We start from the raw sequence: 24,060 nt of genomic DNA on the forward strand, positions 1-24,060 counted from the left end.
AAGCGATGACGGAGGGGTGTCATGCTATCGAGAGGGGGATACCCCTCCACCGCCTTTGGCGGTCCCCCTCCCCTTGCAGGGGAGGAAGGTCAGCTTGCGGCGAAGCTCGGGTGATAGGCGACTTTGCCTGTAGGTGCGGCCCCCGCCAGGACTAGGCGCTGGAAGTACTCGGCCGGCACGCCGGGATAGACGAGGGCGGGATCGATCTCGAATCCGAAGCGGGCGTAATAGGCCGGATCGCCCAACACCACGCAGCCTTGCGCACCGGCGTCACGTAACCGCGCAAGGCCGGCCTCGATCAGCCGGGCGCCGATGCCGCGTCTCTGGTGATCCGGGCTGACCGCCACCGGGCCGAGGCCAAACCAGCCCAGATCCGTGCCATCCATAGTGACGGGCGAGAAGGCCACATGGCCGACGATCAGGCCATCCTCCTCTGCCACCAGCGAGACACTGAGCATGCCAGAGGCGCGCAGGGCGTCGACGATGGCGGCTTCGGTACCGCTCGAATGCTCGGCGCCAAGGAAGGCGGCGGTCACCAGCGCGCCAATGGCTGCGGCGTCGCCGTCCTGCTCTGAGCGAAGGGCGATCACTTCAGCCTCGCGAAATCAGCCACACTGGCCGCGATGGAGCAGTTTGTGATCGGCCAGCACCAGCGCCATCATCGCCTCCACCACCGGCACGCCGCGAATGCCGACGCAGGGGTCGTGGCGGCCCTTGGTGAACAGCTCGGTCGCCTCGCCCTCGCGGGTGATGGTGGGCTGCGGGGTGAGGATCGAACTGGTCGGCTTGAAAGCCACGCGCACCACCACCGGCTGGCCGGTCGCAATCCCGCCAGCAATGCCGCCCGCGTGGTTGGCGCTGAACTCGGGGCCATTCGCACCCGGATGCATGGGGTCGGCGTTCTGCTCGCCGGTCAGGCGCGCGGCGGCGAAACCGTCGCCGATCTCCACGCCCTTCACCGCATTGATACCCATCATCGCGGCGGCCAGATCGGCATCGAGCTTGCCATAGAGCGGCGCGCCCCAGCCGGCGGGAACGCCGGTGGCAACGCATTCGACCACCGCGCCGACTGAGGAGCCGGCAAGCCGTGCATCGTCGACGATCTTCTCCCAGCGCTTCGCGGCTTCGGGGTCGGGACAGAAGAACGGGTTTTCCTGCATCGTTGGCCAGGGCGAGCCGTCCGTCAGCTTGTTATAGCCGGCCACCGTTTCGATTAGCTGCCGGCGGACGCTCCCGTTGATCGCGTCGCCGCCGATCTCGCTGACCCATGCTTGGATCGTCACTTCCGGGATCACCAGCCGCGCCACACCGCCCGCCGCTACGCGGCTGGCGGTCTCTCGCGCCGAGCTGCGGCCGCCGCCGCGATAGTCGCGGAAGCCGTACTTGGCGTCGTAGGCATAGTCGGCATGGCCCGGGCGATAGGCCTTGGCGACGTCCGAATAGTCCTTCGAGCGCTGGTCGACGTTCTCGATCATCAGGCTGATCGGTGTGCCCGTGGTCTTGCCCTCGAACACACCCGAAAGGATGCGGACCTGATCCGGCTCCTGCCGCTGGGTGGTGAACTTCGACTGGCCGGGGCGGCGCGCGTCGAGGAAGGGCTGGATCACGCTCTCATCGATGGCAAGCCCCGGCGGGCACCCGTCGACGACGGCGCCGATGGCCGGTCCGTGGCTCTCGCCCCAGGTGGTGAATCGCAGAAGACGGCCGAAAGTGTTCACGCTCATGGCCTCGCGCTCTGGCGCGCAATCTTCGGTTTGTCCAGCATGCGCGGCGCGTCACATGCTTGCCGAATGCGCCGCGAGAGGCCATGAGCGGGCTATGTTCCTGGTCGTATTCCGCAATCGCAAGCGTGCCGATATCGATGCCGCAGCCTATTCCGCCGATGCCGAGGCGATGGAGGTGCTGGCCCGCGCACAGCCCGGTTTCCTCGCCTTCAAGAGCTACACCGGCGACGACGGCGAAGTGATCGCCCTGTCCGAATGGGCGGACGAAGCCGCCGCGCTGGCCTGGCGGCGCGTGGCCGCCCACGCCGAAGTGCAGGGCAAGGGCCGCGAGCATTATTACCAGAACTATACACTCTTCGCCTGCAACGAGCCGCGAGTGCGCCACTTCGAAAGGGAAACCGACTCGTGAGCCTTGAATTCTACGGCATCCCCAACTGCGAGCAGAATGCAACGGTTGTAGACGGAATTCCTCGTAGCGGGTGTTCGTGATCATGTCTGATACGACAGCTGGTTATGCCGTCGAACTGCTTGATGAAAGTGGCGGTCTTTGTGATTGCTGTGGGGAAGCAAGCCGCAGCGTTTGGGGTTTGGTCCACCACGGCGAATCTACGGTTGCTGCCTATTGGATGCATTGGACCGCAGGTCATCTTGACGAGCCGGGCGCCCATCTCGATCTCGTGCTTGGCGCTTGGGGAGACGGTACAACATCCAAGGATAGAGTGGCCGCATCGTTGTTGTATCGTGAATCCGAAGATCAGCCTCCCGCGTTCATGGTCATCGATGCCGCTGATCGAACGTTTGCCAAAAGTGAGCTGGTGAGTGGTGTGTTGCGGCGAGAAGACATTGTCGGAACGCCGCTAGCGGAGCATGTCTTTGGTCTTGTCGATGCGATTTGTTTGCAAGACGCTCGCTTCTTCTAACGGGCCACAAATTTGCCAGTCTTGGGATTAAGGGACGTGACATGACGTTAACCATGTATGGGATTCCAAACTGCGACACCGTCAAGAAGGCGCGTAACTGGCTGGACGCGCGCGGCACGGATTACACGTTTCACGACTACAAGAAGGAAGGCGCCGATCCGGCCCGGCTCGAAAAATGGGTGGCAGAGGCGGGCTGGGAAAAGCTGCTGAACCGCGCGGGTACTACCTTCCGCAAGCTGCCCGAGGCGGACAAGGCCGACCTCGATGCGGCGAAGGCCATCGCCATCATGGTGGCGCAGCCGAGCACCATCAAGCGCCCGGTCGTCGAATATCCGGGCGGGCTGCTGGTGGGCTTCAAGCAGGACGAATGGGACGCGGCGCTGTCCTGAACGAATGGATTTACCCGAGTGCGGTCCGGCTGAGCGGAGTCGGGACTGCACATTGAAGGGACGATTGAAGGGGCGACGATGAACACGGTCGAATGGATTGCGGCAGGGCTGGGGCTTGCCAACATCGCGCTGCTGGTGCGGCGCAGCGTGTGGAACTTCCCGTTCGGCATCGCCATGGTGGCGCTCTACTTCTTCGTGTTCTTCGAGGCCAAGCTCTATGGCGAGGCGGGGCTGCAAGTGTTCTTCCTGGCCGCGCAGGTCTGGGGCTGGGTGCTCTGGGTGCGTGCGGGAGGGGGCGAAACGCGGGTGCCGGTGCGCCGGCTCGACGTGTTCAGCCGCATGCTCTGGCTGGTGGCGACAGTGGCGCTGACGCTCAACCTCGGCTGGGTCATGCACAAGTTCACCGATGCCTCGCTGCCTTATGCCGATGCCGCCATCGCCGGGGCCTCGATCGCCGCGCAGGTCCTGCTGGCCTATCGCCGGATCGAGAACTGGGTGCTGTGGATCGCCATCGATCTGGGGTCGATCGGGGTCTACGTCTACAAGGATCTCTGGCCGACAGTGGTGCTCTATCTGGTCATGCTGACGATGTCGGTGCTGGGCCTGCGCGAGTGGATCGCTGCCGAGAAGGCCCAGAACGCGCGCGAGCGCGAGCGGGAAGCGGCAGCAGCCATCGCATGATCACGGTCTGCCTCCACGGGGCGGAAAGCACGGGCAAGTCGGTGCTCGCCGCGCGGCTCGGCCATCCGTGGGTGCCCGAGTATGGCCGCACGTACTGCGAGGAGCGTGGGACCGACCTGACGATGGCCGACCTGCTCGCCATTGCCGAGGGGCAGGCGGACGAGAACCGGCTGGCGATGGCCGCGCGTCCGCCGCTGCTGGTGCTGGATACCGATCAGCTCATGACCGCCGCCTGGGCCGAGATGCTGTTCGGCGAGGTGCCGGATGTGTTGATGAACTACCCGAAGGCGGATCACTACCTGCTGTTCTCGCCCGACGTGCCGTGGCGGGACGATGGTACGCGGTTCTTCGGCACCGACGAGGCGCGGGCGCGCTTTGCCGGGTTGGCCGAGGAGATGCTGGTGCGGGCGGGAGTCTCGTTCACGCGGATCGGCGGTTCGTGGGAGGAGCGGGAGGCTCAGGTGCGGGCGGCTATCGGGGAGCTTCTTGCAGGCGTAGGGCCGTAAACGCCGAAGCCCTAACCGAAGAAGTTCTAACCGAAGAAGTTCTAACAGCAGTCCCGTCGCCCCCGCGAAGGCGGGGGCCCCGCTTCCTTTTCCCCACGACGCAAGAACAAGCGGGGTCCCCGCCTTCGCGGGGACGACGAGATGTAGCGGGTAATCGAGTTAGAGCGCGGGCTCCAGATCCTCCCCTGCAAGGGGAGGTGGCAGCGCGGAGCGCTGACGGAGGGGTATCAGCCTCTCGATGGCGCGCCATGGCGAGAGCGTTACACCCCTCCACCACCCTTCGGGCGGTTCCCCTCCCCTTGCAGGGGAGGAATTTGGAGGCCTCAGCCCTTCCGCGCCGTCACGATAAAGTTCAGCGAAAGATCGTCCGACAAGTGCAGCCCGCGCGTCGGCGACCAGGCGATGCCCTTCGGCTCGCCCATCACCAGACCTGCCCCTTCGCAAAGTTCGCGCAGTTCGTCGGGCGTCGCGAACTGGTTCCAGTCGTGCGTGCCGCGCGGGACTTTCCCCAGCCGCTCGGCCGCCTCGACCAGCAGCAGGCGCGAGGCGGCGGTGCGGTTGGGGCAGGAGAGCAGCATCAGACCATCGTCCGCCAGCGCATCCGCAAGCTGGCCGATGAACAGCGCCTTGTCGGTCACATGCTCGATCACTTCCAGCGAGCAGACGAGGTCGAAACCGGAGAGGCCCAGCGCGCCCAGTTCCCCGTGCTTGTAATCGATCGGCAAGCCCATCGCCTCGGCATGGGCGCTTGCCGCAGCGATGTTCTCCGCCGCCGCGTCCACGCCCGTCACCGCCGCGCCAAGGCGGGCGAGCGGTTCGCAGAGCAGCCCGGCACCGCAGCCCGCATCGAGCGCGCGCTTGCCGGAAAGCGGCTTCAACGCGCGCGAATCGGCGCCGAAATGCGTATCGATCGCGGCGCGAATGAAGCCCAGGCGCACCGGGTTGAGCTGGTGGAGCATGGCCGAGGAGCCCTTCGGATCCCACCACTCGGCGGCCATGGCGCCGAAGTGCGCCGCTTCCTTCGGATCGATTGTTGCGCCGGAAGGCGTGTTCGAAGCAGTTGCATTGTCCATGACTCCCCCCTAACAGCGCGCCCGACCGTTATCCACACGCGCATCCGTCATGCGCACAATCCTGATGGGGAGCAACCAGACCTTGGCACGCATCGTGATGAAATTCGGCGGCACGTCGATGGCCGGCACCGAGCGAATCCGGCGCGTGGCGGGTATCGTCAAACGCCAGCAGGAAGCGGGCCATGAAGTGGCGGTCGTCGTCTCGGCGATGGCGGGCGAGACCGACCGTCTCGTGAACTTCTGCCGCGAGGCCAATGCGCTTTACGATCCGGCGGAATACGACGTGGTCGTGGCCGCGGGCGAGCAGGTCACCTCGGGGCTGCTGGCGCTGACGCTTCAGGCGATGGGCTGCAAGGCGCGCTCGTGGCTCGGCTGGCAGCTGCCGATCAAGACCGACGACGCCCATGCCAAGGCCCGTATCGAAGACTTCGATTCGGACGCCCTGCTGGCCTCGATGGCTGCCGGTGAAATCGCGGTGATCCCGGGCTTCCAGGGCGTTTCGCCCGATGGCCGCATCACCACGCTGGGCCGTGGCGGTTCGGATACCTCGGCGGTGGCCGTGGCGGCGGCGGTCAAGGCCGACCGCTGCGACATCTACACCGATGTCGACGGCGTCTACACCACCGACCCGCGCATCGTTGCCAAGGCACGCAAGCTGCCGCTGGTGACTTACGAAGAAATGCTCGAACTGGCCTCGGTCGGCTCGAAGGTGTTGCAGACCCGCTCGGTCTCCCTCGCGATGAAGGAGAACGTGCGCGTTCAGGTGCTGTCCTCGTTCATTGACGAGAATGCCCCTGCGGCCGACACCCTCCCCGGAACGATGATCGTCAGCGACGAAGAACTTGAAGGAAGCGACATGGAACGCCAGCTGATCACCGGCATCGCCGCTGACAAGAACGAAGCCAAGGTTACCCTTACCCGCGTGCCCGACCGTCCGGGCGCCGTGGCCGCGATCTTCGCGCCGCTCGCGGAATCGAACATCAACGTCGACATGATTATCCAGAATGTCGCCAAGGATAAGGGCGAGACCGACGTCACCTTCACGGTGCCGCAGGCCGACCTCGTCCGCGCGCAGGCGCTGCTGGAAGAGCGCAAGGAAGCCATCGGCTATTACCGCATGATCGCCGACAGCAGCGTGGCGAAGATCAGCGTCGTCGGCGTCGGCATGCGCAGCCATGCGGGTGTCGCTTCGACCATGTTCAAGACGCTGGCCGATCGCGGGATCAATATCATCGCCATCTCGACCAGCGAGATCAAGGTTTCGGTCCTGATCGACACCGACGAGACCGAACTGGCGGTGCGCGTGCTGCACACGGCTTACGGGCTCGACGCTGCGGCCTGACCCTTCGACAAGCTCAGGGTGAGCGGTCGGAATAGTGTGAATTAGAGAAAGGCGGCGCGGTGAGCGCCGCCTTTTTCGTATCAGTCTTCCAGTGAGGGCTGGGCCAGTTCGAGCACGTGATCACGTAAATCGCCGGGCCACGGAGCGAGGGCCTTGGCGAAATCCTCCAGCCTGTCCGCGAAGAGCAGGCGGCTGGCTTCCTCGAATCCAGGCAGGTCGCCGCCGAGCGCGGACATGACGCGGTAGGCGCGTTCGTGCGCCATGCGCCGCGCGGTGCGGCCGTGGTCGGCCTTGCGGGCCTCGTCGACAAGGCGGCGCAGCGCCTGCGAGGCGCCTCCGGGCTGCTGGGACAGCCAGTCCCACTGCCGGGGCAACAGCGTCACTTCCCGGGCGACCACGCCTAGCTTCGGACGGCCGCGACGGCGCGGGGCTTCGCTCTCTTCGGGGGCAGGAGCGGCGACGCCGCGCCAGTCGAGATCGACCGGGCGGCCGGTGGCATCGTCGAACACGAGCACGCCTTGCTCGCGGCCGTGCAGGGCGCCGATCAGTTCGGCGGGCGTGCCGCGCGCGGCGCGGGTGGTGCCGATGAAGGCGGTGCAAGTCTGGGTCATCGTGGGTCCTGACAATATTTTTGCCCGGGTAAATTGAATTTGCGTGCGAGTCAATTTATCCGGGTGAAAATACGATAGGGAATCGAACCATGGAACGTCAGGACCGCAAGGCCGCCATTGCCGAATATCGCGAACGCAAAGTTGATCCGGGCGTCTACGCCTTGCGCTGCACGGCGAGCGGGGAGGCCTGGGTCGGCCGCGCGCCGGATCTTGCGACGATCTGGAACCGGCTGTCGTTCACGCTGCGACAGGGCACGACGCCGCAGCGCGCGTTGCAGGAGGCATGGAACGCGCATGGAGCGGACGCCTTTGCGTTCGAGGTGCTGGAAGTTCTGGATGCCGAGGAACTCGGCCTTGGGCTGGGGCGGGAACTCAAGAAGCGCCATGCGGATTGGGTCGAGCGGCTCGGGGCGATGGCGATTTAGGCGCAAGCCCCGATTTGAGCGCAAGGATAACCAAAACCACCTCGTCGTCCCCGCGAAGGCGGGGACCCCGCTTGTTCTTATTTCAGCACGCAGAGACGCAGAGACGCAGAGAGAACGGTGGACTGCTGCACGATCTCTCCGCGTCTCCGCGTCTCCGCGTGAAACCAGAAAGCGGGGCACCCGCCTTCGCGGGGGCGACGGGTGTTTTAGGCTAAGTCTGTTTTGAGGCTAAGTCTGCTTTGCAGCGATAAGGTTAGAGCGCCTTGGCCAGCTCGTCCCGGAACTTCGGATCGGCCAGCCCGATCAGCAACTCCGCCCGCTCGCGCAGGGACTTGCCGCGCAAGTTGGCGGCGCCATGCTCGGTGACGATCCAGTGCACATCGTTGCGCGGCGTCGTCACGGGCCCGTCCAGCTTGGGCACGATGCGGCTCACCGTGCCGCCCAGCGCGGTAGAGCGGCAGGCAATCACTGAAACGCCGCCCTTCGAGCCATAGGCCCCGCGCACGAAATCCAGCTGGCCACCGGCGGCGGAGAACTGCCGCCCACCCATGAATTCGGAATTGCAGGCGCCCTGCAAGTCCACCTGGATCGTCGCGTTGACAGAGACCACCTTGTCGTTGAGCGCGATCACGGCAGGGGCGTTCACCACGTCCACCGGCATCGAATAGACCTCGGGATTGCCGTCCATCCAGCGGTAGAACGGCTCATCCCCCATCGCGAAGGAATAGACGGTAAGGCCCGGCTGCGTGGTCTTGAGCCGGTTGGTGACGACTCCGGACTGGGCCAGCCCGGCCATCGCGGGCGTCAGCAGTTCGGTATGGATGCCAAGATCGCGGCGATTGCCGATGCGGCGGCAGACCGCGGCGGGCAGGTTGCCGATGCCCATCTGCAGGCAGGCGCCGTCATCGATCAGCTCGGCAATGGAGGCGGCAATCGCCTCGTCCTCCGGCGATCCCGCCGCCTCACCGAAGCAGAGCAGCGGGACGTGGTTTTCCACGATGGCGGTTACCTCGGAGATGTGGAGCGGGCGCGGGCAGGCGACGCGCGGCATTGCCGGGTTGACCTCCACGATCACGATCCGGGCGCAATGCGCGGCCACCGATGTATAGTCGTTCGCCGCGCCGAAGCTGAAATAGCCGTCCGCATCCATCGGCGAGACCGTGAGCACGCAGGCGTCGAGTTCGATCTCGTCCCGCAGCAGGCGCGCGGACCCGGAGAACGCACAGGGCACGAAGTCGATCAGCGCCTCGGCCGCCGGGTCGGCCTTTATCAGCGCGCGTTCGATGCCGCTCATGAACAGGCATTGCGGGCGGATGGCACCCAGCAGGTCGCGCCGCAGGATGGTCGATCCGGCATGGACTTGCGAGAGCAGGTACCAGACCCGAAGGTCGCGCAGCGTGCCGGCCTCGGCCCGGCGGGCGATGGCGGCCAGCAGTGCCGGCGGCTCGCCCACGGCCATGCCCATGGCAAGGTCGCTGTCGCTTTCGAGCGCCTGCACCGCCATGTCGGCCGTGGTCAGCTTGGCTTGGTAGAGGCTGCGGACATCCATCGCCCATGGGTCTCACCCCCGGGCGACGAGATCAAGCCTCGCGAAAATTCCTAAACCGCCCGGCCGGACGCGAGATGGCTGCTGAGTTCGCGCAGGGTGGTCGCTGCCGCATCCGTATGGCCTTGCTTGACGGCTTCGTGCGCCAGCCTGACCTGCTCGGCCATATGGCGGCGCAGGCTGACGGGCACGCCCGCGTCCAGCGTGTGGACCGAGGCGGAGAGCACGCCAAGCTGCACGAAGGCAAGCTGGCGATCCTCGCTGGTGCCGTCGAGGCGCGCGGCGACGTTGCTTGCCATGATCTCGATGTCGAGCAAGGCCTTGCGGTCGCCATCGGCAAGGCTGGCGAAACGGGGCGTGGCCGTCATGCCGGTCGCGGCGACATGCGGCCGCGCGACCACTGTGGCGGCGAGCGCGACGCCCGCGATCACCACCAGGGCGAGGAGGAAGAGAATGGAAGGCTGGCGCAGGGCGCCACGGGGGGCATTGGTCATACCGTGCAAGGGTCCGGTGGTTGGATCGTTCAAGGGAGGTTGGGGAAGGGCGTGATGGCGGAAGGTTCGCAAAGGCGCGGCTTGTGCCGCGCGTTTCCGCACCCTATGGCGCTCGTTCGTTCATGAATGCGGGCTATGGGAGCTTCGATGGCCGCCACCAATAAGACCTCTGCGCTGATGGCGCGGGGATGCGAATTTCTCGGCAGCGAATATGCGATCCTGTGCGGCGCCATGTCCTGGGTGTCCGAACGCAATCTGGTTTCGGCGATCAGCAATGCCGGCGGTTTCGGCGTGATCGCCTGCGGGGCGATGAACCCGGATCTTCTCGACAAGGAGATCGCGGCCACGCGCGCCCTGACCGACAAGCCCTTCGGTGTCAACCTCATCACCATGCACCCGCAGCTGTTCGACCTGATCGAGGTCTGCGCGGCGCACAAGGTCAGCCATGTTGTGCTCGCGGGCGGCATTCCGCCCAAGGGCAGCGTGGAAGCGATCAAGGCATCGGGCGCCAAGGTGATCTGCTTCGCGCCGACGCTGGCGCTGGGCAAGAAGCTGCTGCGCTCCGGCGCGGACGCGCTGGTGATCGAGGGCATGGAAGCCGGTGGCCACATCGGCCCGGTCTCGACCTCGGTGCTGGCGCAGGAAATCCTGCCCGCGCTCGCCGGCGATCACCTCGTCTTCGTGGCGGGCGGCATCGGCCGGGGCGAGGCGATGGCCGGCTATCTCGAAATGGGCGCGGCGGGCGTGCAACTCGGCACCCGTTTTGCCTGCGCCACCGAATCGATCGCGCATCCGGACTTCAAGAAGGCCTTCTTCCGCGCTTCGGCCCGCGATGCCGTGGCGTCGGTGCAGGTCGATCCGCGCCTGCCGGTGATCCCGGTGCGCGCGCTGAAGAACAAGGGCACCGAGGAATTCACCGCCAAGCAGATCGAAGTGGCGCGCCTGCTGGACGCCGGTGAGGTCGACATGGGTGAGGCCCAGCTCAAGATCGAGCACTTCTGGGCCGGTGCCCTGCGCCGCGCGGTGATCGACGGCGACGTGGAGAACGGCTCGATCATGGCGGGCCAGTCGGTCGGCATGGTCAGCAAGGAAGAGCCGGTGACGGACATCATCGCCGCGCTCATGGCCGAATCCGAGACCGCGCTTTCCAACCGCGCTGCGGCCTGAGGATCGACCCATGGCAGAACCGCTGATCCTCGCGCTGTCCTGCGCCGATCGCCCGGGCATCGTTGCCCGGGTGACCGGCTACCTCGCGCAAGCGGGGGGCAACATCATCGAGGCGCAGCAGTTCAACGACCTGGATGAAGACAAGTTCTTCATGCGGGTGGCCTTCGATCCCGGTTCGGCCGATCGCGAGGAAGTGCGCGAGGGCTTCGGCCCCATCGCGCACGAATACGGCATGGCCTGGTCGATGACCCGCCGCGACCGGCCGCGCCGCGTGCTGCTGATGGTCAGCAAGTTCGATCACTGCCTGGCCGACCTGCTCTACCGCCTGCGCATCGGCGAGCTGCCGATGGACGTGGTGGGCATCGTCTCCAACCACCCGCGCGAGGCGATCGATTCGGCGATGATCGGCGACTTGCCGTTCCACTATTTGCCGGTCAGCAAGGACAACAAGTCCGCGCAGGAAGCGCAGGTCCGCGCGCTGGTGGACGAGACGCGCGCCGAACTGGTGGTGCTGGCGCGCTATATGCAGATCCTCTCGGACGAGATGGCGGCGTTCCTTTCGGGCCGCTGCATCAACATCCATCACTCGTTCCTGCCGGGCTTCAAGGGTGCCAAGCCCTATCATCAGGCGCATGCGCGCGGGGTGAAGATGATCGGCGCCACGGCGCATTATGTCACGGCAGACCTCGACGAAGGGCCGATCATCCATCAGGATGTGGAAGCGGTGACTCACGCCGACACGCCCGAGGACATGGTGCGCAAGGGCCGTGACATCGAACGGCGCGTGCTGGCAGAGGCCGTGCGGCTCCACCTTGAAGATCGCGTCCTGCTCAATGGCGCACGCACGGTGGTGTTCAGAGGATAGGAGAGGTTGCAATGCAGGTCAGCGGTATCGATCACGTCAATGTCCTGACCGAGGACCTTGAAGGCACCGCGCGGTTCTACGAGGACCTGCTGGGCCTGACGCGCAGCCCCAACTCGACGGTGGCCTCGCATATCGCCGGCTACTGGATGCGCGATTCGGCGGGCAATGCCATCGTCCACCTTGTCGACCGCACGACGGCCCGGGAACGCTACGATGGCTATGTTCCGGGGCTGCCGACCAATGCGCTCCACCACGTGGCGCTGCGCTGCACCGGCTTTGCCGAAATGCGCGCGCGGATAGAGGAGATGGGCGTGCCGCACCGGGCGATGGAGCATCCCTCGCTGGGTCTGGCGCAGATATTCCTGGTCGATCCCAACGCCGTGAATATCGAACTGAATTTCCCCGGCGCTGCCTAGGCGGCTGGTGGAGTTGGCTGCCAGCACCCGGCCAACTGGGCGAATGCGGCATCCACCCAGTGCGCGAGTGGCGTTCCTGCGTTGGTCCTGAGCTGAAGGCGCCCGTTGTAGGGCGCGGCGCTGGCTTCCGGGTCGCCCCGTCATCTCCTTCACCCGCTCAGGCTGAGCTTGTCGAAGCCCCTGCGGGCGAGGCGCGAGGTGTCCATCCTTCGACAAGCTCAGGATGAGCGGAGTGGGTGGGGAGAGGGAGAGGGAGAGGGAGAGGGAGAGGGAGAGAGAGTCTCACCGTACTCCGCGAAGCGTCCCCTAATCCCCGGCGATGAAGCGTGCCCAGACGGGCGCGTCGTTGTGGGAATTCGTCTCCGGCTCCCACTGGACGCGCATCAGGTCGCGGGCCTCGGTTTCTGGCATGCCCCGCGTGCGGTTCCAGCGATAGAGAAAGGCGGAAACCCGCCAGTTGAAGATGCAATGGACGTGCACCGGCACCTCTCCCGCGTCTGCCATCGCAGCTTCGAAGGCAGCGAAGTGACTCTCGCCCGGCGCGTCGAAGGGGACCGGAATGTGCACGTAATCGATCCCGACTGCCGCCAGCTCGGCCGCCTCGCCGGGCAGGGCATCGGGATGGTCGGCCAGCGCAAGGTTGATCACCCGCCGCACGCCCAGCGCGGCCAACCGGCCCGGATCACCCTCGACCAGCTTGCCCGATGTGGTGAGGCGCGCGTCGATGCGCTGCCAGCAGGCGATGTCCTTGGGGTCGTCCATCGATTCCGTGCCTTTCGTGAAGGAGGGGACTCGCCATGCGTCATGATGGTCGCTAGCCTGAATTCCATCCCGAAAACAACTGCGGCCGGGTAACTATGGAGCATCCGTTCGATGTGTGACGACTTCACCGCTCTGGCCGAAGACGAGAACCTGAAACGCCGCGGGCTCGACCGCCGCACGTTTGCCGCGCTGGGCGCCAGCGCCGCGCTGGCCGGGTGCACGGGGGGCAGCATCCTGCCCAAGACCGGCGGCAGCGGCGTCAAGGAGAAGATGGTTTCGATCACCACCACCGACGGTGTGGCCGACGCTTTCTTCGTCCATCCCGGCAAGGGCGCGCATCCCGGGATCATCATGTGGCCCGACATTGCCGGCCTGCGCGAGGCGATGAAGATCATGGCCCGCACGCTCGCGGCAGAGGGCTACGCGGTGCTATGCGTGAACCCCTATTATCGCGGCGGCCCGGCCCCGACGTTCGAGAGCTTCTCGGACTACCGCACGCCTGAGGGGCAGGCCAAGGTCGCCCCGCTGCGCGCCGCGCTCAAGCCCGAGGCGATCACGCGCGATGCGCGGGCCTATGTCGCCTTCCTGCTGGGCGATCCGGCGGTCGACACCAAGCGCGGCATCGGCAGCAACGGCTATTGCATGGGCGGCCCCTTCACCGTGCGCGCCGCCGCTGCCGAGCCGGACCATGTGCGCGCCGCCGCCTCGCTCCACGGCGCCGGGCTGGTCACGGCCGATCCCGACAGCCCGCACCGCCTGATCGCAAAGACGCAGGCCTCGTTCCTCTTCGCCATCGCCCGCAACGACGATGCCAGCCAGCCCAACCAGAAGACCGACCTGAAACAGGCCGCCGAGGCTGCGAACCGCGCTGCCGAAGTGGAGGTCTATCCCGCCGACCATGGCTGGTGCGTGCCCGATTCCCCCTCGTGGGACCCGGACGCGGCGGACAAGGCGTGGCAGCGGATGCTGGCGCTCTACGCGACGCTGTAAACCGCTCCGAGACAGGAAGGGATACTGGAAAGCGGGGGCCGCTTCTCCCATATTCGGGCGCAAGGAGAAGCCGATGACCGACAAGATCCATCTCACCGAAGAACAATGGCGCGAAAAGCTGAGCCCCGAGCAGTACCAGGTGCTGCGCCAGTCCGGGACCGAGCGCGCCTTCACCGGCAAATACGAAAGCAACAAGGCAGAGGGCATGTACTTCTGCGCCGGCTGCGGGGCGCCGCTGTTCTCGTCGGAAACCAAGTACAATTCGGGCTCGGGCTGGCCGAGCTACACCGCGCCCGTCAACGCCGAGGCGGTTGACGAGCACCGGGACGTGTCGCACGGCATGGTCCGTACCGAAGTGCGCTGCGCCAAGTGCGAAGGCCACCTTGGTCACATGTTCCCGGATGGTCCCGGGCCCTCGGGCCTGCGCTACTGCATCAACAGTGCCTCGCTGGACTTCAAGCCCGAGGATGAGGGCTGAGGTTTTGGGGTGTTGCGGGGGAGCGGCTGAAACTGGCACGCCCCATGGCAGCAATGCGGTAGATACGGTGGACCAATAGCACCTCGTCGCCCCCGCGAAGGCGGGGGCCCCGCTGCCTTTTCGCTACGCCTCAAGAAAAGCGGGGTCCCCGCCTGCGCGGGGACGACGCGGTTTTGTTTCGCAAGAAGGGTGCGGGCGCATTCAGCCTCACGCCCAAACAAAAAAGGGACCGGAAATCCGGTCCCTTTCTCGTATCGATCGGCCTCAGACGCCCGGTGTACGCACCGGAGAGGGCGTTCGGGTCGCGCTGGGCCGCGCGGCGCCGGATCCCTGTCCGCCGCGTGCGCTGTCATCCGGCGCGGGGCGGCCGGTGGCGCGGCTGAGGAAGTCATCGTTGGCGGCCGGCGGAGCGCCGCCCCCCGGTGCGCGCGGCGCGCGCTCGGGCGGTGAGCCCGGCGCCGCTCCCGGAGCGGCAGCGCCGCCGGGGCCGTAGTCCGGCATCTGCGGCGTGCCCGGACCGGGGCCGGGGCCGACGGTGCCGTCTTCGTAGCGCGGCTGGCCGTCGCCCTGATCGTTCGCGCCGGGGTGCACCACATTGCCGTTCTCGTCGACGTAATAGTAGTCGTCCGGGCTGCCTTGCAGGGCCTCGTCGTCGGGTTCCAGCTGCCATTCGGGCAGCTTGACCTCGGTCTGGAACTGCTCGACCGGGCGGCCGGCGACGGCGACCTTCATGTAATCGGCAAAGGCGCGCGCCGGGGCGTGGCCGCCGGAGAGGCCGGGAACCGGGTGGGCATCGTCGCGGCCCATCCATACGCCGGTGGTGATGCCGCTGGAGAAGCCGAGGAACCAGCCGTCCTTGTTCGAGCTGGTGGTGCCGGTCTTGCCTGCGACCGGACGGCCGATCTGCGCGGCGCGGCCGGTGCCGGTGGCAACGGTGGTCTGCAGCAGGTCGGTAATGCCGGCAGCGACGTTCGGCGGCACGAGGACCTGACCGCGCACCGACTTGTGCTCGTAGAGCACCTGGCCGGACGTGGTGGTGACCTTGACGATACCATAAGGCTCGACCGAGGTGCCGCCTGCCGAGATCGCTGCGAAAGCGCGCGTCATGTCGATCACGCGCACTTCCGACGTGCCAAGCACCATCGCGGGCTTGGTGTTGATCGGGGTGCTGATGCCGAAGCGGCGCGCCATCGAGGCGACGGTGCCGAAGCCCACTTCGTTGCCGAGCTGCGCGGCCACCGTGTTCTTCGAATAGGCGAAGGCGGTGCGCACGTCGATCTGGCCGGCGAAGTTGCGGCCGTCGTTCTGCGGGCTCCATCCGTCGATGGTGACGGGTTCGTCCATCACCCGGTCGTCGGGCGTGTAGCCGGCTTCCAGCGCGGAAAGGTAGACGAACAGCTTCCACGCAGAGCCGGGCTGGCGCACGGCATTGGTGGCGCGGTTATAGTTCGAATTCACGTAGTCGGTGCCGCCGACCATGGCCAGGACGGCACCGTCGCGGTCAAGGCTGACCAGCGCGCCCTGTGCGCCCTGCGGCGCATTGGCGGCGATCGAGCTGGTCGCGGCCTGCTGCATCTTCGGGTCGAGCGTGGTCCAGACCTCGATCGGCTCGTTGGTATCGGGCAGCAGCGTGTCGAGCTGGGGGAGGGCCCAGTCGGTGAAGTAGCGGACCGAGTTCTGGCCCTTTTCATGGTTCACGGCGACATCGGCGATGTCCGCCTTGTCGGCCTCTTCCTGCGTGATCGCGCCGTTCTTGACCATCAGGCCCAGCACGACTTCGCCGCGACCCTTGGCCGCATCGAGGTCCGCCGTGGGCGAATAGTTCGAAGGCGCCTTCACCAGACCGGCGATGATCGCGGCCTCGGCGGTCGAGAGTTCGGTGGCCGGGTGGCCGAAGAACTTGCGGCTGGCCGCGTCGATGCCATAGGCGCCGCCGCCGAAATAGACCTTGTTGAGGTAGAGTTCGAGGATCTGGTCCTTGGTGAACTTGCGCTCCAGCGCCAGCGCCAGCACGGCTTCGCGCACCTTGCGGCCCATCGAGCGGCTGTTGTTCAGGAACACGTTGCGCGCGAGCTGCTGGGTGATCGTGGAGGTCGCCTTGGCGCGGCCGCCGGTGGTCAGCGAGACATAGACCGCGCGGACAAGGCCGAGCGCGTCGACACCGACGTGATCGCGGAAGCGGCGGTCCTCAACCGAAACCATGGCGCCGCGCATGACGGGCGGAATCTCGTTATAGGACAGCCACTTGCCATAGCTCGGCCCGAGCGAGACGAGTTCGCTGCCATCGCGCGCACGCACGACGATCATCTGGCCGTTCTGGCTGCTCTTGAGGGCGTCGAAAGCGGGCAACTGGCTCATCGTCACGGCAACGGCGGTGCCGATGCCGATGGCGGCCAGCAACGTCAGCGCTCCCCCCCACACGAGCACGCGCCGCACGAGGCGACCGAAGAACGACGATTCTTTCGGATTCGAGGAGGAGGGCCCGCCGGACGAGCGGCTCCGGCCGGTATTCTTGGCCATTTTCTAGGTGCAGATCCCTTATGTGGACCGGGCGGTCCGAGCGCTCTCTACCCCATGGACGCGGGTTTTGTAACCCGAGGTTAACGGGGCGCGTTCCGATTTCCTGGGGATGCCTTGGAACGCCCGGATTCCGTGGCGCTGGAACTGCGCAGCGGCCGGTGGCAGAAGGGCGCGCATGGCTCATTATCTGCTCACCTATCACCTCGCCGCCGACTATCTCGACCGGCGCCCGGAATTTCGCGGCGCGCATCTGGCGCTGGCCTGGGCCGCCGCCGAGCGCGGCGAACTGCTGCTGGGCGGCGCTATCGAGGATCCGGTCGATGCCGCCATGTTGCTGTTCGCAGGCGCGGGACCGGAAGCGGCCGAGGCATTCGCCGCGGCCGATCCCTATGTGACGGAGGGGCTGGTGCAGCGCTGGACCGTGCGCCGCTGGAACACCGTGGTGGGTTCGCAGGCGGCGAATCCGGCCCATCCATGAGCGGTTCCATGAGCGCTTCCGCCGAACTCGCGATCCGCGCGCGCCGCGCCGCGTTCAACCGCGCCATTGCCGAGGGCGATGCCGCCGCGATCGGCCCGATTCTCGCGCGCGACTGCGTGATGGTGACCGGCACCGACAGCGCGGTGATCGCCGGACGCATGGGGCAAGTGAAAGTCTGGCGCCGCGAATTCGCTGCCGCAGGGCGCATGGTCTATGTGCGCACGCCGGAGCGGCTGGAGATATCGCCGGTCGAGCCCATCGCCATGGAGCATGGCCGCTGGCAGGGCCTCGACGCTGCGGGCGCCATGGTCGCTTCGGGCAGCTATAGCGCCAAGTGGCGCGAACTCGGCGGCGAGTGGGTGATCGAGGCCGAGATCTTCCTGACGCTGGCTTAACTGGTGCCGTGCTCGGCGGCGGTCACGTCGTCCGCAGCGGCGCGGGCGCGGGCGGCGGCGGCCGAAGCGGCGTCCTGAACCGGCGGTCCGGCGGGCGCGGGCGCACGCATCTGCCGGTCGGGCGCATATTGAGGGGCGTATTGCGGTGAGGGCGCATAGGCCCGCCCACGCGGCGCGGCCTGCGCATAATTGCTGTCGTCCGATCCATCGTCGCTCTGCCAGTCCGGACCTTGCCAACCGTCTCCGCGCAGGATCACGATCTGGCCGGGAGCAGGGGCCGCGCGGAAGGCGGGACCGTCCGGCTGGGGCGCATAGGCGTATTCGTCGCCGTCGTTGCCTTCAAGCGGATAGCCTTCCTGATCGTTATAGACATGGCGCTCCGCCATCGCGCTGTCGCTGCGTGACCTGTCGGGACCGGCGTTGAACGCCACATAGCCCTGCGGTGCCGCATTGTCGTGCGGGGCGAACCGCTCGGTCAGTTGCCGCATGCCGCCCGCCGCCATGCCGCCAGCGACGAAGCCCGTACCCGTGCCTGCCACCAGCAGGAGAACCATCCACTTACCCGCACCCATCGTCACTCACGTCCCGTATGATTCCGCCGCTTCCCGCGCGCCGCCTAGACAGTCTGCCCTGTCCGGTCGGTGAACGGAGGGCGGTGAACGGCGAAACGCGCATCTGCGTATTTCCCCGGAGGGTGCCGGTAACGATCCGGCAATCAGGATTATGAGACGGTTAAGCCATACCCATGAGGCTATTTTAGCAGATGTACACGCGGCGCGATTCCTTTGCGATGACACCCTGTTGGTACCGGGGTGTGCACCAGCCCGACGGCCGCCGCGAGCGCGAGGAGGACGGATCGATCCTCTGCACCTGCCGCCATTGCCGCAAGCAGATCCGATCGCGAGAGGGCAAAGTCTGGAATCTGGCCGAGGGTCTGGATCTCGACGCGCTGGCCGCCTCCTGCATGTCGAGCCACTTCAGCGTGGTGGATGCGGCGGACGGCGTGGTGATCGCCCGCTACCCCCTGCCCGAAGGCAGCGACGAAGAGGCCATCGAGGCGCTGCGCGACCGGCTTTGCGCGCAGCACGGGATCGAGCCGGGCGGAGACCTTGAGGTCCGCCTTGTCAGCCACGCGGCGATCCTGGGCAAGCGGCATTGATGCCGCATTTCCGTTAGGGGCGAGGGCGCCGTCCCGAGCTGCGCGCACGAAAAGGGCGCCGCCCCGGCCGGGGCGGCGCCCTTTTCGTTTCATTCACCGCGACCGGGCCAAAGCCCGGCCGCCGCGAAATCAGTTGCTCTTGTCGGCAGCGCCGGCGAGCGCGTTGCGCGCATCGGCCAGACGGAAATCGACATTGCGCGAGTTGTAGGTGCCGGTCACGCGGTTGCCGCTCACGTAGAGGCGGAACGGAACCTGGCCCGAAGCGGTGCCCTGGATCACGGTCACGTTGCCCTTCTGGGCAGTGGTGTAGTTGTAGTGCACGCCGTCGTGCTGGAAGTCGCGGGCGTCTTCGGCGTGAGCGGAAACGGCACCCAGGGCAACAGCGGCGATGGCGGCGCCACCGGCAAAGATCGTCTTGAACATGGCAAAATCCCTAACTGGTGAGGAAGGAGATCGCCTAAGGGGCATCCAACCTCTTGTTGCAGTGCAACATGGATGGGAGGCCCCCTTTTCGCAATGGCAATAGATGCCACCTATGTTGAGGAAAACGCAACATAGTGGAAAAACTCCGACAAGTTATGCGCTTAGACAACATCGGGCGAAAAGCGTCCGGCCGGAGAAAAAATTGCGGCTTGCGAGGCCAACGTCCCCCGGTTTTTGGCTATTCCGGACAGCGTGCAGAGGCTGCAATCGTTCCTTCTTGCGGCGGTGGCTGACCCCGGTTACGCTCTCAGGATGCCAATGGGTTCCGTGACTTGCATGCCGCGCCGCATCAAAACCAGCCTCCCGGCGGCCACGCTGGGCTGCCTGCTTCTCGCCGCCTGCCATGGCGGCAACGATGCCGGACACGGCGTTCCGGGCGACCGCGACGATCACAAGCCATGGAGCGGGATTGCCGTTGCCGAGCGGATTCGCGTGGTCGGCACCGAGCCGTTCTGGAATGCAGAGATTCGCAACAATCTCCTCACCTATCGTACGCCCGAACGGCCGGGCGGCGACCAGGTCTCCGTGGCCCGCTTCGCCGGGCGCGGCGGGGTTTCATTCAGCGGCACGCTGCTGGACAAGGAATACACGATCGCGATCGAGCCCGGGCCGTGCAGCGATGGCATGTCGGACCGGCGCTATCCGTTCAATGCCCTGCTGCGCGTGGGAGACGAAGTCCGCAAGGGCTGCGCGTGGAGCGACCAGCATCCGGCCAAGATCACCAAGCCCGGCGAACCGTCACGCTCGGCGGCCGAATCGGGAATCATCGAGGACCGGCAGTTCCAGATCGGCGGAGCCACCGCAGGCGCCGAGAGCGGATGGCCCGAAGACAAGGCCATCAAGGGCGTACAGGTCGACCCCACTCCGTAAGCGCCCCCGAAGTATGAGGGAGGCCGCCAGAGCATGATCCCTTCGGATCATGCTCTGTTTATTCTTTGTTTGCCGCATTTTCCGAGTCGTCAGGTGATCCCACCTGACTTGAAAATGCTCTGGGGCAGCCCCCCGCACGCCATCGCGTCAGCCTTCGAGCGACTTTTCCAGCGTGATCTCGCAATCGAGCAGCTTGGAAATCGGGCAGTTCTTCTCCGCTTCCTCGGCGAATCGGGCGAAATCTTCCGCCGAGATGCCGGGAATCGCGCCCTTGAGCACCAGCGCCGACTTGGTCACCGCGAAACCGCCGTCGGCCTGATCGAGGGTGATCGTGCACTGGGTGTCCAGCGTCCCTTCGGCAAAGCCCTCGCGCGCTAGGACAAAACTCGTGGCCATGGTGAAGCAGGCGGCATGGGCAGCGGCGATCAGTTCCTCGGGATTGGTGCCGGGCTTGCCTTCGAAGCGGGTGCCGAAACCGTAGGGCTGGCTGGAAAGCACGCCCGAACGCGTGGAAATCGAGCCCTTGCCTTCCTTGCCGAGGCCTTCGTAGCGGGCGGAAGCGGAATTGGTGGTCATCGGGGAGGTCCTTTCGGTGCTGCCCGGCGCGATGCGCGGGCCGCGATGTGTCGCATGAAAAGGCGGCCGAGTCATGACAGTGGTCTGGCCCGATGGAACGCAGCGGCATTCCACGGCGAAATTCGGCGGAATTTCGCGGGATCCCGATATCGCCCCACCGGCTCTTGAGCGCTTGGGGTTTGCTTAATCGACTGTTATCGTCCGGGGTTCGGATAAGGCGGGCCGCCTGACGGCACCGTCACTGGAAGAGGATGGTGTCATGAAGCAATTCCTGACGGCATTTCACGTAGGATTGGCGGCTTTGGCGCTGGTCTGGCCGGGCCAGAGTCCGGCCCAGAGCCTGGAGCAGCCGCTGCCCGCTGCAGCCGGCGCGGTCGATCCCGATGCGATGACGGGCGCGTATTTCCTGCGCGACACTCTGGTTCCCCGGGCGGACGATCTCGCCCTTATCCAGCGCAAGCCCGCTCTCTATCTGTCCAGCTTCAATGACGACATGGCGACAGTGGCCTATTCGCTGGAAGGGCGGCGGATCGTCTACCGGGTGGTATCGGGCAATCTTGATGCCGCCGCGCGCGATGCCATCGACCGCGCGCTGGTAAAGCTGCAACGCAAGGTCTGAACGGAAACGGGGGCGGGCCTCCAATCACTGCCGAGCACCGGCCGTGCACAGGACGCGACGGTCCGCACTGGACCGCGATGGTGCCTTGCAGCATAAGTCCGCGCCATGGACTTGGTTCACCAATATGAGCGGGCAATCGATTGGATTGTCTCGTTATGCCCCCAGCCCGACAAGTTCGCGCATACTTATGCCGGCCTGACGATCTGGCTGATCGCCGCGATTCTGATGCGCCGCAAACTCAGCTCGCCCTGGCCGGTCGTGGTGGTGGCGGTGGCCGAAGCGGCCAACGAATATATGGATCGGCTCGCGCATGGGTCATGGCGCTGGCCGGACACCATCGGCGATGCCATCGCCACGCTGTTCTGGCCGCTGATCATCATGATGGCGCTGCGCCTGCGGCCTGCCCTCCGGGGCTAGCGCGGCCTGCCGGTCTGCGCGTGCGGCTGGACAGGGTCACAGGCGCGGAGGCATATTCTTTTGTGTGGGGCGCGCTTCCGGATGGAGCCGATGGGGATCGGCGACGTTTGCCAAAGGAGGCAGGGGCTTAAGGCCGGGCCATCCTTTCGCACGGAAGACGACGATGCGCGATTTGCACGGATACGACCTGAACCGGGGATATGAACTGAGCTGGCACTCAAGCGTGGTGGCGGCGATGCTGCTGCTGGCGGCCGGTTGCGGAAGCAAGGAACCGGCGGTCACGGCCACGACCGCAGTTGCCGCCACGGTCGAACCGGTGGCCATGGCGACGGGCGCGGCCACGCCCGCCGCTGCGCCAGTCGCCACTTCGGCCGCGCGTTCCAAGGCGAACATGTCGGTTTATATCGGCACCTATCCGCTCGACAAAGTCGGCGCTCATGCTTTCTTTGACGATCCGGTGGTGGTCTCGGGCGTGGCTGCTGCCGTCACCGATCCCAAGGCCGCCGCCGCCATTGCCGCGATGAAGGGGCCGGTGGGGCCGGTAAAGCGCGTGGGCGACGAGATCGCCGCGTCGCGCTGCGAACTCCACAACTGCGGTGCGCGCAATTACGCCGTCCATGTCGACGCAGCGACCAACCGCGTCTCCTCGGTCTGCTACTATGACGAGAAGGCGGGCCCGATCGCGACATGGTATCGGCCCGACGGCACCAAGACGAGCGAGGGCGGCGGCTGCTCGATAGGCTAACTCAGCCGGGCGACCAGCCGGGCGAGGCCAGCTCGAAGCCGCCGAAGTGGAAGCCCGGAGAGACCACGCAGCTCACCAGCGCCCAGCCGCCGAGCGGTTCGGCCGCCTGCCAGTGCCCGGTCGGCACGAGCACTTGCGGCGCCTCGCCCTCCAGCACTTGTGCGCCCAGTACGGTACGGGTGACCGGGCCCGAATCTTCGGGTGCGATAGACAGCGCGACCGGCGCACCGGCATGCCAGAACCACAATTCTGCCGCATCCACCCGGTGCCAGTGCGAGCGCTGGTGCGCTTCAAGCAGGAAGTGGATCGCGGTGGCTGTCGGCCGTGCGCCTTCGGCGGCTTCGGCACGCCAGGTCTCGCGGTACCAGCCGCCCTCGGGGTGGGGTTCCAGTCCGAGGCGGGCAATGATCCCGGCTGGCGTTTCGTCCGGTTCTGTCATGAAAGCCTTTCGTGCGTGCAATGGCGTCTCGGGCGCGATATTGGGGGCAATCGCCGGCCGCTGTACAGCCCGCGTCGGCGCCCGCGTTACAGGTTACGGTCCATCAGGGACGAGAGGATTCGATCATGCCCCATCCGCTCGGTATCGAGTCGCGCACGGTTGCCGGAATGGGACCGGTGGAGCACATCCGGCTCGCCGCCGAACTGGGCTGCACGCGCGTTTCGCTGGGGCTGGAGCAAGTGCCGGGCAGCGAGTCCGGCTATCCCGCCTGGTCGCTGCGCGAGGACGCGGGGCTGCGGCGCGAGGTCAAGGCCGCGCTGGCGGACAACGGCATCTGCATCAAGCTGGGCGAAGGGCTGGCGGCCTCGGACATGGTCGCGCCGGCTGCCCGGGCGGCCGATTTCGACCTCTATGCCGAACTCGGCGCCAAGCGGCTGGGCGCGCACGACAACGGCCTCGAACGCGAGCGCGCGCGGGACCAACTGGCCGAACTGGCGACGATGGCGCGGGATCGGGGCATGGACCTCTCGATCATCTTCGCGCCGGTGCTGACCACGCGCAGCCTGCCCGAAGCGCTGACGCTCGTGCGCGAGATCGGGGAGGACAAGGCGAGCCTTACCATCGATGCGCTCTATTTCTTCCGCACCGGCGGCTCGGTGCGCCAGATCGCCGAGCTGGACTCGGCGCTGGTCGGCCACGTCCGCATCTGCGATGGCGCGTTCGGGGACGGGAAGAAAGACACCCAGAGCCCGCGCCTGATCCCGGGTCAGGGCGAACTGCCCTTGCGCGAATTCGTCGACGCCCTGCCGCGCGGCAAGACGCTGGGCATCGACGTGACCCTGCCGCAAGCCGCGATCGGCTACGAAGCGGCGAAGGACTACGTGGGCGAGATCGTGGCGCGTACGCGGGCGTTGCTGGTCTGACTCAGCCGCCTCGCTTAACCCTCTCAGTCCCCGTCGTCCCCGCGAAG

Annotated in this window: 32 protein-coding genes; 20 read left to right on the forward strand and 12 right to left on the reverse strand. The window is 66.4% G+C overall.

What is annotated here, in order from left to right:
- Nucleotides 1-89: 89 nt before the first annotated feature.
- Together EDF56_RS14025 and aroC are read right to left on the reverse strand one after the other, a co-directional pair.
- Entirely contained in the window at nt 90-590 is a 501-nt protein-coding gene (locus EDF56_RS14025; protein WP_243652591.1) for an N-acetyltransferase, read from the reverse strand.
- A gap of 15 nt (nt 591-605) precedes the next feature.
- Entirely contained in the window at nt 606-1,724 is a 1,119-nt protein-coding gene (aroC, locus tag EDF56_RS14030; RefSeq protein ID WP_132388372.1) for a chorismate synthase, read from the reverse strand.
- A 94-nt stretch (nt 1,725-1,818) separates the two neighbouring features.
- On the opposite strand from aroC, the gene EDF56_RS14035 reads away from it, so the two are divergent.
- From EDF56_RS14035 to EDF56_RS14055, 5 genes are all read left to right on the forward strand, one after another.
- Nucleotides 1,819-2,133, forward strand: a complete 315-nt coding sequence (locus tag EDF56_RS14035; RefSeq protein ID WP_132388374.1) for an antibiotic biosynthesis monooxygenase — start codon at nt 1,819-1,821, stop codon at nt 2,131-2,133.
- Nucleotides 2,134-2,203: 70 nt separating this feature from the next.
- Complete coding sequence (locus EDF56_RS14040; protein ID WP_165912188.1) at nt 2,204-2,644, forward strand: hypothetical protein; 441 nt, start codon at nt 2,204-2,206, stop codon at nt 2,642-2,644.
- A 41-nt stretch (nt 2,645-2,685) separates the two neighbouring features.
- Nucleotides 2,686-3,033: an ArsC family reductase gene (locus EDF56_RS14045; protein ID WP_132388378.1), complete on the forward strand. Its 348-nt coding sequence runs from the start codon at nt 2,686-2,688 to the stop codon at nt 3,031-3,033.
- Nucleotides 3,034-3,111: 78 nt separating this feature from the next.
- Nucleotides 3,112-3,714 (forward strand): nicotinamide riboside transporter PnuC, encoded by a 603-nt coding sequence (pnuC, locus tag EDF56_RS14050; RefSeq protein WP_132388380.1) that lies wholly within the window; start codon nt 3,112-3,114, stop codon nt 3,712-3,714.
- Nucleotides 3,711-4,220, forward strand: a complete 510-nt coding sequence (locus tag EDF56_RS14055) for an ATP-binding protein (protein ID WP_132388382.1) — start codon at nt 3,711-3,713, stop codon at nt 4,218-4,220. Before pnuC ends, EDF56_RS14055 begins: the two co-directional genes overlap by 4 nt.
- Nucleotides 4,221-4,543: 323 nt before the next feature.
- Here EDF56_RS14055 and ubiG read toward each other — a convergent pair whose 3' ends face one another.
- A complete protein-coding gene (ubiG, locus tag EDF56_RS14060; protein WP_132388384.1) occupies nt 4,544-5,293 on the reverse strand; it encodes a bifunctional 2-polyprenyl-6-hydroxyphenol methylase/3-demethylubiquinol 3-O-methyltransferase UbiG in 750 nt (249 codons plus the stop codon).
- Nucleotides 5,294-5,390: 97 nt separating this feature from the next.
- Here ubiG and EDF56_RS14065 point away from each other — a divergent pair, with 97 nt between their 5' ends.
- Nucleotides 5,391-6,635, forward strand: a complete 1,245-nt coding sequence (locus EDF56_RS14065; RefSeq protein ID WP_207904711.1) for an aspartate kinase — start codon at nt 5,391-5,393, stop codon at nt 6,633-6,635.
- An 80-nt stretch (nt 6,636-6,715) separates the two neighbouring features.
- On the opposite strand, the gene EDF56_RS14070 is transcribed toward EDF56_RS14065, so the two are convergent.
- The gene (locus EDF56_RS14070; protein ID WP_132388386.1) at nt 6,716-7,246 is read right to left on the reverse strand and encodes a DUF2239 family protein; all 531 of its coding nucleotides are present in this window, start codon (nt 7,244-7,246) and stop codon (nt 6,716-6,718) included.
- 89 nt (nt 7,247-7,335) lie between these two features.
- Between EDF56_RS14070 and EDF56_RS14075 the strand changes: the two genes are divergently transcribed.
- Nucleotides 7,336-7,671, forward strand: a complete 336-nt coding sequence (locus EDF56_RS14075) for a GIY-YIG nuclease family protein (RefSeq protein WP_132388388.1) — start codon at nt 7,336-7,338, stop codon at nt 7,669-7,671.
- A 253-nt stretch (nt 7,672-7,924) separates the two neighbouring features.
- On the opposite strand, the gene EDF56_RS14080 is transcribed toward EDF56_RS14075, so the two are convergent.
- Both EDF56_RS14080 and EDF56_RS14085 read right to left on the reverse strand, forming a co-directional pair.
- The gene (locus EDF56_RS14080) at nt 7,925-9,220 is read right to left on the reverse strand and encodes an acetyl-CoA hydrolase/transferase C-terminal domain-containing protein (protein WP_132388390.1); all 1,296 of its coding nucleotides are present in this window, start codon (nt 9,218-9,220) and stop codon (nt 7,925-7,927) included.
- A 50-nt stretch (nt 9,221-9,270) separates the two neighbouring features.
- On the reverse strand, nt 9,271-9,711 hold the full coding sequence (locus EDF56_RS14085) for a hypothetical protein (protein WP_132388392.1): 441 nt from the start codon (nt 9,709-9,711) through the stop codon (nt 9,271-9,273).
- A 147-nt stretch (nt 9,712-9,858) separates the two neighbouring features.
- Here EDF56_RS14085 and EDF56_RS14090 point away from each other — a divergent pair, with 147 nt between their 5' ends.
- The 3 genes from EDF56_RS14090 to EDF56_RS14100 are packed head-to-tail and all read left to right on the forward strand — an operon-like array spanning nt 9,859 to nt 12,159.
- Complete coding sequence (locus EDF56_RS14090) at nt 9,859-10,878, forward strand: nitronate monooxygenase (RefSeq protein WP_132388394.1); 1,020 nt, start codon at nt 9,859-9,861, stop codon at nt 10,876-10,878.
- A 10-nt stretch (nt 10,879-10,888) separates the two neighbouring features.
- On the forward strand, nt 10,889-11,743 hold the full coding sequence (purU, locus tag EDF56_RS14095) for a formyltetrahydrofolate deformylase (protein WP_132388396.1): 855 nt from the start codon (nt 10,889-10,891) through the stop codon (nt 11,741-11,743).
- Nucleotides 11,744-11,754: 11 nt separating this feature from the next.
- Complete coding sequence (locus EDF56_RS14100) at nt 11,755-12,159, forward strand: VOC family protein (RefSeq protein ID WP_132388398.1); 405 nt, start codon at nt 11,755-11,757, stop codon at nt 12,157-12,159.
- A gap of 306 nt (nt 12,160-12,465) precedes the next feature.
- Here EDF56_RS14100 and EDF56_RS14105 read toward each other — a convergent pair whose 3' ends face one another.
- Complete coding sequence (locus tag EDF56_RS14105; protein ID WP_132388400.1) at nt 12,466-12,921, reverse strand: sulfur transferase domain-containing protein; 456 nt, start codon at nt 12,919-12,921, stop codon at nt 12,466-12,468.
- A 111-nt stretch (nt 12,922-13,032) separates the two neighbouring features.
- Between EDF56_RS14105 and EDF56_RS14110 the strand changes: the two genes are divergently transcribed.
- Both EDF56_RS14110 and msrB read left to right on the forward strand, forming a co-directional pair.
- Complete coding sequence (locus EDF56_RS14110; protein WP_132388402.1) at nt 13,033-13,911, forward strand: dienelactone hydrolase family protein; 879 nt, start codon at nt 13,033-13,035, stop codon at nt 13,909-13,911.
- 73 nt (nt 13,912-13,984) lie between these two features.
- Nucleotides 13,985-14,389, forward strand: coding sequence for a peptide-methionine (R)-S-oxide reductase MsrB (gene msrB, locus EDF56_RS14115; protein ID WP_132388404.1), 405 nt, complete (start codon nt 13,985-13,987; stop codon nt 14,387-14,389).
- 264 nt (nt 14,390-14,653) lie between these two features.
- On the opposite strand, the gene EDF56_RS14120 is transcribed toward msrB, so the two are convergent.
- Nucleotides 14,654-16,909: a PBP1A family penicillin-binding protein gene (locus tag EDF56_RS14120; protein WP_132388406.1), complete on the reverse strand. Its 2,256-nt coding sequence runs from the start codon at nt 16,907-16,909 to the stop codon at nt 14,654-14,656.
- Nucleotides 16,910-17,084: 175 nt separating this feature from the next.
- Here EDF56_RS14120 and EDF56_RS14125 point away from each other — a divergent pair, with 175 nt between their 5' ends.
- Entirely contained in the window at nt 17,085-17,387 is a 303-nt protein-coding gene (locus EDF56_RS14125; RefSeq protein WP_132388408.1) for a YciI-like protein, read from the forward strand.
- Nucleotides 17,388-17,395: 8 nt separating this feature from the next.
- Nucleotides 17,396-17,782, forward strand: coding sequence for a nuclear transport factor 2 family protein (locus EDF56_RS14130; RefSeq protein WP_132388409.1), 387 nt, complete (start codon nt 17,396-17,398; stop codon nt 17,780-17,782).
- Here EDF56_RS14130 and EDF56_RS14135 read toward each other — a convergent pair.
- Nucleotides 17,779-18,360 carry a hypothetical protein gene (locus tag EDF56_RS14135; RefSeq protein ID WP_132388411.1) on the reverse strand — a complete coding sequence of 194 codons (582 nt, stop codon included), beginning with the start codon at nt 18,358-18,360 and terminating at the stop codon, nt 17,779-17,781. The two genes, EDF56_RS14130 and EDF56_RS14135, sit on opposite strands and share 4 nt — an antisense overlap.
- A 236-nt stretch (nt 18,361-18,596) precedes the next feature.
- Here EDF56_RS14135 and EDF56_RS14140 point away from each other — a divergent pair, with 236 nt between their 5' ends.
- Nucleotides 18,597-18,941 carry a hypothetical protein gene (locus tag EDF56_RS14140; protein WP_243652592.1) on the forward strand — a complete coding sequence of 115 codons (345 nt, stop codon included), beginning with the start codon at nt 18,597-18,599 and terminating at the stop codon, nt 18,939-18,941.
- 129 nt (nt 18,942-19,070) lie between these two features.
- Here the strand turns inward: EDF56_RS14140 and EDF56_RS14145 are convergent, their stop codons facing one another.
- A complete protein-coding gene (locus EDF56_RS14145) occupies nt 19,071-19,364 on the reverse strand; it encodes a hypothetical protein (protein WP_132388415.1) in 294 nt (97 codons plus the stop codon).
- Between the two features lie 312 nt (nt 19,365-19,676).
- Between EDF56_RS14145 and EDF56_RS14150 the strand changes: the two genes are divergently transcribed.
- Nucleotides 19,677-20,294 carry a hypothetical protein gene (locus tag EDF56_RS14150; RefSeq protein WP_207904700.1) on the forward strand — a complete coding sequence of 206 codons (618 nt, stop codon included), beginning with the start codon at nt 19,677-19,679 and terminating at the stop codon, nt 20,292-20,294.
- A gap of 147 nt (nt 20,295-20,441) precedes the next feature.
- Here EDF56_RS14150 and EDF56_RS14155 read toward each other — a convergent pair whose 3' ends face one another.
- Entirely contained in the window at nt 20,442-20,870 is a 429-nt protein-coding gene (locus EDF56_RS14155; protein WP_132388417.1) for an OsmC family protein, read from the reverse strand.
- Between the two features lie 259 nt (nt 20,871-21,129).
- Here EDF56_RS14155 and EDF56_RS14160 point away from each other — a divergent pair, with 259 nt between their 5' ends.
- The 3 genes from EDF56_RS14160 to EDF56_RS14170 all read left to right on the forward strand — a co-directional run bounded on the left by EDF56_RS14160 (nt 21,130) and on the right by EDF56_RS14170 (nt 22,651).
- Nucleotides 21,130-21,489 carry a hypothetical protein gene (locus EDF56_RS14160; RefSeq protein ID WP_132388419.1) on the forward strand — a complete coding sequence of 120 codons (360 nt, stop codon included), beginning with the start codon at nt 21,130-21,132 and terminating at the stop codon, nt 21,487-21,489.
- Between the two features lie 105 nt (nt 21,490-21,594).
- Complete coding sequence (locus EDF56_RS14165; RefSeq protein ID WP_132388421.1) at nt 21,595-21,906, forward strand: hypothetical protein; 312 nt, start codon at nt 21,595-21,597, stop codon at nt 21,904-21,906.
- Between the two features lie 163 nt (nt 21,907-22,069).
- Nucleotides 22,070-22,651, forward strand: a complete 582-nt coding sequence (locus EDF56_RS14170) for a hypothetical protein (protein WP_132388423.1) — start codon at nt 22,070-22,072, stop codon at nt 22,649-22,651.
- Nucleotide 22,652: 1 nt separating this feature from the next.
- On the opposite strand, the gene EDF56_RS14175 is transcribed toward EDF56_RS14170, so the two are convergent.
- Entirely contained in the window at nt 22,653-23,090 is a 438-nt protein-coding gene (locus EDF56_RS14175; RefSeq protein WP_132388425.1) for a cupin domain-containing protein, read from the reverse strand.
- A 125-nt stretch (nt 23,091-23,215) separates the two neighbouring features.
- Between EDF56_RS14175 and EDF56_RS14180 the strand changes: the two genes are divergently transcribed.
- Entirely contained in the window at nt 23,216-24,013 is a 798-nt protein-coding gene (locus EDF56_RS14180; RefSeq protein ID WP_132388427.1) for a TIM barrel protein, read from the forward strand.
- The last annotated feature ends 47 nt before the right edge of the window (nt 24,014-24,060 follow it).

The sequence above is a fragment of the Novosphingobium sp. PhB165 genome (assembly GCF_004341845.1).
GTDB lineage: Bacteria > Pseudomonadota > Alphaproteobacteria > Sphingomonadales > Sphingomonadaceae > Novosphingobium.

Excerpts from the sequence above, each read along its gene's own strand:
- EDF56_RS14155 (WP_132388417.1), bottom strand. The coding sequence starts at position 20,870 with ATGACCACCAATTCCGCTTCCGCCCGCTACGAAGGCCTCGGCAAGGAA.
- EDF56_RS14110 (WP_132388402.1), top strand. The coding sequence starts at position 13,033 with ATGTGTGACGACTTCACCGCTCTGGCCGAAGACGAGAACCTGAAACGC.
- purU (WP_132388396.1), top strand. The coding sequence starts at position 10,889 with ATGGCAGAACCGCTGATCCTCGCGCTGTCCTGCGCCGATCGCCCGGGC.
- EDF56_RS14150 (WP_207904700.1), top strand. The coding sequence starts at position 19,677 with ATGCCAATGGGTTCCGTGACTTGCATGCCGCGCCGCATCAAAACCAGC.
- EDF56_RS14170 (WP_132388423.1), top strand. The coding sequence starts at position 22,070 with ATGCGCGATTTGCACGGATACGACCTGAACCGGGGATATGAACTGAGC.
- EDF56_RS14100 (WP_132388398.1), top strand. The coding sequence starts at position 11,755 with ATGCAGGTCAGCGGTATCGATCACGTCAATGTCCTGACCGAGGACCTT.
- EDF56_RS14130 (WP_132388409.1), top strand. The coding sequence starts at position 17,396 with ATGAGCGCTTCCGCCGAACTCGCGATCCGCGCGCGCCGCGCCGCGTTC.
- EDF56_RS14045 (WP_132388378.1), top strand. The coding sequence starts at position 2,686 with ATGACGTTAACCATGTATGGGATTCCAAACTGCGACACCGTCAAGAAG.
- EDF56_RS14075 (WP_132388388.1), top strand. The coding sequence starts at position 7,336 with ATGGAACGTCAGGACCGCAAGGCCGCCATTGCCGAATATCGCGAACGC.
- EDF56_RS14090 (WP_132388394.1), top strand. The coding sequence starts at position 9,859 with ATGGCCGCCACCAATAAGACCTCTGCGCTGATGGCGCGGGGATGCGAA.
- EDF56_RS14180 (WP_132388427.1), top strand. The coding sequence starts at position 23,216 with ATGCCCCATCCGCTCGGTATCGAGTCGCGCACGGTTGCCGGAATGGGA.
- EDF56_RS14175 (WP_132388425.1), bottom strand. The coding sequence starts at position 23,090 with ATGACAGAACCGGACGAAACGCCAGCCGGGATCATTGCCCGCCTCGGA.
- EDF56_RS14035 (WP_132388374.1), top strand. The coding sequence starts at position 1,819 with ATGTTCCTGGTCGTATTCCGCAATCGCAAGCGTGCCGATATCGATGCC.
- EDF56_RS14105 (WP_132388400.1), bottom strand. The coding sequence starts at position 12,921 with ATGGACGACCCCAAGGACATCGCCTGCTGGCAGCGCATCGACGCGCGC.
- EDF56_RS14145 (WP_132388415.1), bottom strand. The coding sequence starts at position 19,364 with ATGTTCAAGACGATCTTTGCCGGTGGCGCCGCCATCGCCGCTGTTGCC.
- EDF56_RS14160 (WP_132388419.1), top strand. The coding sequence starts at position 21,130 with ATGAAGCAATTCCTGACGGCATTTCACGTAGGATTGGCGGCTTTGGCG.
- EDF56_RS14165 (WP_132388421.1), top strand. The coding sequence starts at position 21,595 with ATGGACTTGGTTCACCAATATGAGCGGGCAATCGATTGGATTGTCTCG.
- EDF56_RS14125 (WP_132388408.1), top strand. The coding sequence starts at position 17,085 with ATGGCTCATTATCTGCTCACCTATCACCTCGCCGCCGACTATCTCGAC.
- EDF56_RS14120 (WP_132388406.1), bottom strand. The coding sequence starts at position 16,909 with ATGGCCAAGAATACCGGCCGGAGCCGCTCGTCCGGCGGGCCCTCCTCC.
- EDF56_RS14065 (WP_207904711.1), top strand. The coding sequence starts at position 5,391 with ATGAAATTCGGCGGCACGTCGATGGCCGGCACCGAGCGAATCCGGCGC.
- msrB (WP_132388404.1), top strand. The coding sequence starts at position 13,985 with ATGACCGACAAGATCCATCTCACCGAAGAACAATGGCGCGAAAAGCTG.
- ubiG (WP_132388384.1), bottom strand. The coding sequence starts at position 5,293 with ATGGACAATGCAACTGCTTCGAACACGCCTTCCGGCGCAACAATCGAT.
- EDF56_RS14080 (WP_132388390.1), bottom strand. The coding sequence starts at position 9,220 with ATGGATGTCCGCAGCCTCTACCAAGCCAAGCTGACCACGGCCGACATG.
- EDF56_RS14085 (WP_132388392.1), bottom strand. The coding sequence starts at position 9,711 with ATGACCAATGCCCCCCGTGGCGCCCTGCGCCAGCCTTCCATTCTCTTC.
- EDF56_RS14070 (WP_132388386.1), bottom strand. The coding sequence starts at position 7,246 with ATGACCCAGACTTGCACCGCCTTCATCGGCACCACCCGCGCCGCGCGC.
- pnuC (WP_132388380.1), top strand. The coding sequence starts at position 3,112 with ATGAACACGGTCGAATGGATTGCGGCAGGGCTGGGGCTTGCCAACATC.
- aroC (WP_132388372.1), bottom strand. The coding sequence starts at position 1,724 with ATGAGCGTGAACACTTTCGGCCGTCTTCTGCGATTCACCACCTGGGGC.
- EDF56_RS14055 (WP_132388382.1), top strand. The coding sequence starts at position 3,711 with ATGATCACGGTCTGCCTCCACGGGGCGGAAAGCACGGGCAAGTCGGTG.